A 984-nucleotide genomic window follows, 5' to 3' on the forward strand; every position below is an offset into this window, starting at 1 on the left:
GCATCGACGGTGCCGAACTGCCGCGCGTACGATCCCGCGTTCGCATACGAGGTCGCGATGATCGTCGACGAAGGCATGCGCGAGATGATCGAGCGTCAGCACGACGTGTTCTATTACCTCACTGTGACGAACGAGAACTACGCGCAGCCGTCGCCGCCTTCTTCCGACGTCGACAGCGTGCGCGACGGCGTGCTGAAAGGCATGTATCCACTCGATGTGGCGGCGCTGGAAACGGCACAGGTTCAGCTGCTCGGCTCGGGCGCGATTTTCGGCGAGGTGCAAGCGGCGGCGCGCATGCTGAAGGACGACTGGCAGATCGAAGCGGCCGTGTGGAGCGTGACAAGCTTCACCGAACTGCATCGCGACGGCGTGTCGTCGGAACGTGCGGAGCGCCTGTTCGATGCCGATGAGACGACGCCTTATGTGACGTCGGCGCTCGCCGCATCGCGCGGCCCCGTCATCGCGGCGACCGATTACGTACGCGCCGTGCCCGAGCTGATTCGCGCCTATGTGCCGCGTCGCTACGCAACGCTCGGCACGGATGGTTTCGGGCGCAGCGACACGCGCGCCGCGCTGCGCGCGTTCTTCGAAGTCGATCGCGCGTCGATTGCGATTGCGGCGCTGAAATCGCTGGCTGACGAGGGCGTCGTTTCGCGCGACACCGTGAGGCAGGCACTCGAACTCTACGGTAGGCTCGACGCGGATCGGCGCGCGCCGTGGGAGAAGTGAGGCCCATGTACGGGGTGAATCGTGACTCAACGTCCAGCTCGAGACGCTCAGGCGCGCAGTTTGGTCGCAAGTCCGAGCGACTGGATCGGCAGATCGAGGCACGCGATAAGTTCACGTCGCGCCCTGGAGACCCGGTTGATCATGCGCCTTCGTTGTCCCGTGCGTGACGAGGGACCGAGGGGTAAGAATCTGACCTGGTCCGAGCATCCGATCTGCTCAGAAAGCAAGCACCTTTCGATATTGTTGCGCCACACT

The 984-nt window shown here is 64.0% G+C and carries 2 protein-coding genes; one reads left to right on the forward strand and one right to left on the reverse strand.

Annotation, left to right across the window (positions count from 1 at the left end):
* Positions 1-729 (forward strand): transketolase-like TK C-terminal-containing protein (locus HV670_RS30135; protein ID WP_425511497.1); only part of this gene is annotated, 729 nt, incomplete at its 5' end.
* 47 nt (positions 730-776) lie between these two features.
* Here HV670_RS30135 and HV670_RS30740 read toward each other — a convergent pair.
* Positions 777-984 (reverse strand): hypothetical protein (locus HV670_RS30740; protein ID WP_217478563.1); only part of this gene is annotated, 208 nt, incomplete at its 5' end.

This window comes from Pararobbsia alpina (assembly GCF_902859895.1).
GTDB lineage: Bacteria > Pseudomonadota > Gammaproteobacteria > Burkholderiales > Burkholderiaceae > Pararobbsia > Pararobbsia alpina.